This is a genomic window from Microbispora rosea (genome assembly GCF_900156315.1).
In the GTDB taxonomy this organism is placed as follows: Bacteria; Actinomycetota; Actinomycetes; order Streptosporangiales; family Streptosporangiaceae; genus Microbispora; species Microbispora rosea.
The window spans coordinates 1-6,116 of record NZ_FTNI01000065.1; the positions used below are offsets into that span (position 1 = coordinate 1).

The 6,116-nt window shown below is 68.7% G+C and carries 8 protein-coding genes; 2 read left to right on the forward strand and 6 right to left on the reverse strand.

All coding sequences use genetic code 11. From position 1 onward, the window contains the following. A partial coding sequence (locus BXA11_RS40810; RefSeq protein ID WP_483237922.1) for a glycoside hydrolase family 43 protein occupies nt 1–958 on the forward strand: 958 nt, incomplete at its 5' end. A 20-nt stretch (nt 959–978) separates the two neighbouring features. Here BXA11_RS40810 and BXA11_RS40815 read toward each other — a convergent pair. The 4 genes from BXA11_RS40815 to BXA11_RS40830 all read right to left on the reverse strand — a co-directional run bounded on the left by BXA11_RS40815 (nt 979) and on the right by BXA11_RS40830 (nt 3,990). Then, nucleotides 979–1,569 (reverse strand): dihydrofolate reductase family protein, encoded by a 591-nt coding sequence (locus tag BXA11_RS40815; RefSeq protein WP_076443305.1) that lies wholly within the window; start codon nt 1,567–1,569, stop codon nt 979–981. Nucleotides 1,570–1,647: 78 nt separating this feature from the next. Then, nucleotides 1,648–2,412 carry an NAD(P)H-binding protein gene (locus BXA11_RS40820; RefSeq protein WP_204054140.1) on the reverse strand — a complete coding sequence of 255 codons (765 nt, stop codon included), beginning with the start codon at nt 2,410–2,412 and terminating at the stop codon, nt 1,648–1,650. Beyond that, nucleotides 2,409–3,497, reverse strand: a complete 1,089-nt coding sequence (locus BXA11_RS40825; protein ID WP_076443306.1) for a patatin-like phospholipase family protein — start codon at nt 3,495–3,497, stop codon at nt 2,409–2,411. Before BXA11_RS40825 ends, BXA11_RS40820 begins: the two co-directional genes overlap by 4 nt. 91 nt (nt 3,498–3,588) lie before the next feature. After that, nucleotides 3,589–3,990, reverse strand: a complete 402-nt coding sequence (locus BXA11_RS40830; RefSeq protein ID WP_239105346.1) for a VOC family protein — start codon at nt 3,988–3,990, stop codon at nt 3,589–3,591. A gap of 167 nt (nt 3,991–4,157) precedes the next feature. On the opposite strand from BXA11_RS40830, the gene BXA11_RS40835 reads away from it, so the two are divergent. Next, nucleotides 4,158–4,802, forward strand: coding sequence for a hypothetical protein (locus BXA11_RS40835; protein WP_076443308.1), 645 nt, complete (start codon nt 4,158–4,160; stop codon nt 4,800–4,802). 57 nt (nt 4,803–4,859) lie between these two features. Here BXA11_RS40835 and BXA11_RS40840 read toward each other — a convergent pair whose 3' ends face one another. Continuing rightward, the gene (locus BXA11_RS40840; RefSeq protein WP_143734822.1) at nt 4,860–5,441 is read right to left on the reverse strand and encodes a hypothetical protein; all 582 of its coding nucleotides are present in this window, start codon (nt 5,439–5,441) and stop codon (nt 4,860–4,862) included. Nucleotides 5,442–5,698: 257 nt separating this feature from the next. Beyond that, the coding region (locus BXA11_RS43585; protein ID WP_159454913.1) for an HNH endonuclease signature motif containing protein at nt 5,699–6,116 on the reverse strand (418 nt) is incomplete at its 5' end.

The window sequence follows — 6,116 nt, forward strand, 5'->3', positions numbered from 1 at the left end:
CAACGGCGCCTACTACATCTTCCTGACCCGCCCCGCCAACGGCCAGTACGTCCTGAAATCCACCAACGGCCCCTTCGGCCCCTATGAGATGCGCCAGGTCCTGCTCAACATGGGCGGCCCGGTCTCCGGCGGCGGCGTGCCCCACCAAGGCGGCCTCGTCCAGACCCAAAACGGCGCCTGGTACTACATGGCCTTCCAAGACGCCTACCCCGGCGGCCGCATCCCCGTCCTGGCCCCCATCACCTGGACCTCCGACGGCTGGCCCACCGTGCAGACCGTCAACGGCTCCTGGGGCGGCTCCTACCCCTACCCCAACGTGCCGCGCCCACCCCGCCAGGTGAAACCCCCCACCGGGACCGACACCTTCACCGGCACCCAGCTCAGCCCCGAATGGGAGTGGAACCACAACCCCGACACCAGCAAGTACAGCCTCGGCAACGGACTGCGCCTGCAGACCGCCACCGTCACCAACGACCTGTACTCGGCCCGCAACACCCTGACCCACCGCATCCTGGGCCCGTCCTCCACCGCCACCATCCAGCTCGACTACTCGGCCATGCGCGACGGCGACCGGGCCGGACTGGCGATGCTGCGCGACTCGTCAGCCTGGATCGGGGTGCGCCGCGACAACGGCCAGACCCGCCTGGTCGCGACCAACAACCTGACCATGAACGGCAGCTGGCAGACCACCAGCACCGGCACCGAGGTGGCCTCCACCTCCGTGTCCGGCGGCAGGATCTGGCTACGGGTCAACGCCGACATCCGCCCCGGCACCGGCCGCCAGGCCCGCTTCTCCTACAGCACCGACGGAGTGAACTTCACCTCGTTCGGACCCGCCTTCACCATGGGCAACGCCTGGCAGTTCTTCATGGGCTACCGATTCGCCATCTTCAACTACGCCACCCAATCCCTCGGCGGCGCGGTCACCGTCAACCGCTTCGACCTCACCACACCCTGATCCCGCGAAGCCCTGACCGGCTACTCGGCGGCCCGGCGGTAGGTGCACACCTGCACGCCGGTGCCGCCGGTGGTCGCGGAGACGAGTTCGAGCCTGTGCCGCAGGCCGTCACCCGGGAAGATCGTCTTTCCGCCGCCGAGGATCACCGGCATGACGATCAGCCGGAGCTCGTCGACCAGGCCCTCGTGGAGGAGGGTGCGCACGAGGCTCGGGCTGCCCATGACGACCAGGTCGCCGTCGCCCGTGTCCCGCAGTTCGCGGAGGCGGGCGACGGCCGCGTCGCCGGGGATCAGCGTGGTGTTCCAGGTCAGCTCGTCGTCGCTCAGCGTCTCGGACACCACGTATTTGGGCATCGCGTTCATCCGGTCGGCGAACGGGTCGCCGGCCCGCGAGGGCCAGGCGGCGGCCATGTTCTGCCAGGTGCGGCGGCCGTAGAGCAGCCCCTCCGCCTTACTCACCGTGTCGTTGAAGGCGCCGCCCACGGTCTCCGGGTCGAAGAACGGGTGCGTCCAGCCGCCGTGCGCGAAGCCGCCGTCGGTGTCCTCCTCGGGACCGCCCGGCGCCTGCACCACGCCGTCCAGGCTCATGAACTCGATGACCACGATGCGCATGGCGCTCTCCTCTGTGTCTGCCGGCCTGTGCACCGGCGCCGTCGTGGTCCCCACAGTAGCTACCGAAAAATAAAGTTGTCAAGGAAAGGCAATCGTTCGGACTTGTGCGGCGACGGTGACGGCGGGCCGGCCGAGCACCCCTTCGAGATCGTCGGTTTGCTGCTCCAGCAGCCCCGCACGTATCTGCGCGTTGATCCAGCTCATCGGACCCGGCCCGGCGTCGGGCACCTCGCGGTAGGGCACGCCGAGCGCCTCGGCCACCTCGGGATAGCTCCACAGCGGCCCGGTGAAGTCGTACGCCCGGCCCAGATGCCCCTCACCGGTCAGCACGTTGGCCGCCGCCTCGGCGAGATCCGACCGGAACGCCGTGTTCAGGCCGCGCCCACCGGTGCTGCTGGTGATCTCACCCTCGACGACCCGCGGGACGAACGCGTCGCTGTAGAAGGGGTGGCGCAGGAACGTGTACGGCAGGCCGCTGCGGATCACGGCCTGCTCTGTGGCGTGATAGGCCTCCGTCATGCCGGTCGTGCCGGCGCCGGCCCCCAGGAAGCTGGTAAAGACGACCGCGCCGACGCCGGCCTCCTTGGCGGCGGTCACCGCGTTCAGGTGCTGCTCGATCCTGCGGGGGGTGTCGAGCTCCGGAGAGGAGATCAGGAGGAGACGGGCGGCCCCGTCGAACGCCTCGCGCAGGCTCGCCGGGTCGTCGTAGTCACCGCGGCGTGCCGGCACGCCCTCGGGCGCGCGCCCGGGGTCGCGCACCGCCGCCACCACCTCCGTACGGCTGCGCAGGTATTCGATGACGAGGCGGCCGAGCGCGCCAGAGGCGGCGGAGATCACGATCATGGTCCAAGTAGACTGCCGGCCGTCTCGCCCCTGCCACTGGTTTTCCGCCCACTGGTTTTCGCCGAGGGACGGAAGCGGGTGCGGTAGTCGTCCCAGTTCCAGGTGCACAGGAAGGCCGCCCCGGCCATCCGGCCGTTGAGGTAGAGGTCGAGCTTCCGCCGTTCGTCGAGGTCGAAGTCGACCATCCCCACGCCCTCGGTGTCGACCTGGATGGTGCGGGCCCTGACCCACGGCTGGTCCAGGTACGTCTGGTCGTGACCGACGATCGCGGTCCCGATCAGGGATGTCAGCAGCCGCAGGGCGGGCAGGTGGGGAACCCCGGCGAGGGGCAGCCTGAGCGTGTCCTCCCGGAACGCGGGAAGCAGCTTGACCCCGAACGTGGGCCAGCGCGGCTGCTCCCCGTCGGGCCGGTCGAGGGTGTCGATGGGGAAGTTGGACAGCACCCCGCCGTCCACCAGGGTCGACACCAGCCCGGTGCAGGGATTGGCGATCGTGACGGGCTCGAAGAAGAAGGGGATCGACATCGAGGCGCGAACCGCGTCGGCCACCCGCTGCTTACCCGGCTCCGCCACGCCGTAGACGTTCCGGTAGTCCCATGGCAGGCGCACCAGCCGGCCCAGGGTGACGTCCGTGGCCGTCACCACCAGGCTGTAGCGCTGGTCCTCGCCCATCCACGGCGCGGGGTCGTCGAGCGCCAGGTCGTCGAACGTCTCGACGCCGAGATCGGCCAGTTCGTTGCCCAGCCACTCCCGCACGTAGTCGCCCTCGAACACACCCCGCTCGAACAGCAGGGACAGTAGCGAGAACCCTGCGCCGACCAGCGGGACGCGCTCCACGGCGGACGCGTCCCTGAACCTGCGGTAATCGACGTCGAACAGGAGCTCGCGCATGCGCTCCGGCCGCATCCCGGCCGCGGCCAGTGCTCCCACCACCGCCCCCGCGGAGGTGCCGGCGACCCGGGTTCCGGCGACCCGCCCGAACCGGTAGCCGGCGGCGTGCAGTTCGTGCAGCGCACCGACCAGGGCCACGCCCTTGACGCCGCCGCCCTCAAGCACCAGGTCGGCGAACTTGTCCATCCCGGCCATCGCCACCAGCCCTTCTTCCGACCGTCCTCACCCGGATCTACCGCGATCGGACAGCCCCGGGCCCCGGCGCCGCACCATTACGACCGAACGCTCATTCCTCCTTGTCCTGGGGATACCAGCGCAGTTCGATGACGTTGCCGTCGGGGTCCTTCACGTAGACCGAGGTGGCGACGCCCCGCGCGCCGAACCGGGGGCCGGGTCCGTCGATGACGGTGAGGACGCCGGAATCGATGACCTCCTGCCAGTCCAGCGGCTCGACGACCAGACAGAAGTGGTCGACGTTCGGCTCGCCGCGGTCACCCCGCAGCAGGTCGATGATGGTGTCCGCCGACACCCGCACCGAGGGGAACGGCGCCTTCCCGGCCCGCCACTCGTCGACCCGCACCGGTTCGAGGCCGAGGACGTCGCAGTAGAACGCCAGCGACCGCTCGACATCCTCCACGGTCAGCACCAGATGGTCGAAACCCTTGACTCGCATGTTCGGTGTGCTCATGAGTCCAACGATGCTCGCCGCGGCGGCCGGCACCAAATCCCGATCACACTACGATCGTCGATTCCTGCGGCCGGCCCGCACATGACGATTCGACATGGCCTCTTCTGTAACGGGTTGCGGTTGCGATAGAAGATCACTTGTACATTTCTCCTCTTTTCGAGGTACACGTGAGAAAGATCCTGCGAGTGGCCGCGGCCCAGATGTTCGCCGCCGCCTTCGTCCTCGCCGCCCTGTCCGCTCCCGCGAATGCCGACACGACCGAAAGCGACGCCGACATCGCCGCCGAGTGGCAGACCGCCTGGGACACCTACCACTTCACCGACACCACACCGCCCGCGCCCGACTCGGGACGGAGCCAGGTCACGAACAGCATCTCGGTCGAAATCGACTCGCCGATGCCGCTGACCTTCTACAAGTACTCGGACTTCAACAACCACATCGGCAAGAACCCGTTCCTGCGGCGGGTCGTCACGCACAAGGAGTGGCGGAACGCCTCGGCGACCTACCGCAACCTCACGGCGATCGAGGAGATCCCGTACGAGGGCACGATCGTGGTCAGCAAGACCCACGCGCAGCAGCGCCTCCACCCGACCGGGTTCTACTACGAGACCGACAGCTGGTCGGAGCCCAACGTGGTCACGCACCAGAAGATCGACTTCACGCCGCTGCCCGGCGGGAAGACCCGGGTCACGGAGAACCTCACCTTCGAGGCGGACTCCTCGCTGATCGACTTCGTCGCCGCGAACGGCACCGCCTCGCACCAGCAGTTGCAGGAGGCCCTCAAGCAGGCGATCGAGAGCGGCGAGCTCTGATCTCCGGGCATCACTGAAAAGACGGGCGTCTTCCGTGAGGGAGACGCCCGTGTCCTGTCAGCGACCGATGCCTGCGCCCCTGCTCTCGGTGGACTCCAGGGTCTGGTTGATCGAACAGTTCTCGATCCCGCCTCTGCAGTTGCCGCTGAGAGAGTCGGTGAACACGCTGACGCTCGACACCTGCTGGACTCCGGCGAAGTCGACGGCGCTGTTGCCCGCGGGCGCGTTCACGTTGCGCTTCCCCGTGTTGAGCTGATACGGCGGACTGCTGATCGTCGGCGCGTTGGCGGTGTTCATGCCGCTCGTACGCTGCGTGCCCCCGCCGCCTCCGCCGTGACCGAACCCACCGCCGAAACCGCCACCCCCGAAACCGGCGAGTCGAGCGTCGATGCGGGCTCCACCGTGACCGTGACCCTTGCCCTTCTTCCCCTTGTCCTTCTTGCCCTTCTTGCCCCCGTTCTTCTTCCCCTCGCTCTTCTTGCCCTGGCCTTGCGGGACGTGGCCGGCAACCGAGACCTGCGCCGCCAGCGCCCGAGGCACCGCCACGGCGCTCGGCATCACGATGAGGAGCGCGGCGACGGCCAGACGCCTGGCGGACACCGCCACGACGCGGGTTCTCCCTGTCCTCTTGTCGCCCATCCGATCCACACCTGCCTTTGCTTTTGTACACAAGCGACGCATCCGTCCCATACCCCGCGCATCGCCTCTCTTCTCCCGCAGGTGCGATGTGCTGTGTGGTTGCTGATGCGCTTTTTGCGCTGAACCCTCAGCTGGACCCTCAGCTGGGCCCCCAACCTCGGCGGGCCCGAGAACCGCGAACGTCACGGTGTCTTTGGCATGTCACCCCTCGCACCCCAGGCACCGCCGGGACCACGTCCATGCCGTCACCCGGCCCGCTACACCCGTAGCCGTGTGGCTGCGAGGCGGTGGTAGGTGAAGGTCCAGCGGTCGGTGCCGGTTTGGCGGCGGGTGTAGCGGTGGGGGTGCTGGTAGCGGTCGCGGTTGTGCAACTGGCAGGCCGGGCCCAACAGCTTCAGGTCGGTGAGTCCGCCGGTGCTCCAGTTGTCGGCGTGGTCGATCTGGCACATGGTGGCGGGGAGTGGGCAGCCGTCGATCCAGCAGGTGGCGTAGCGGGCGAAGATCGCCCTGCGTTGGGCGGGGGTGGCCAGGCGGACTTTGCGGCCCATGTCGAGCACCTGCCCCTCGGCGTCCATGACCAGCCGCATGAGGGTGCTGGTGCGGGCGAGGCGGTGCACGCTGGTGACGGGCAGCATCTGCCCGGTGGCCAGCAACAACCCCGGCACCGTCCCCAAC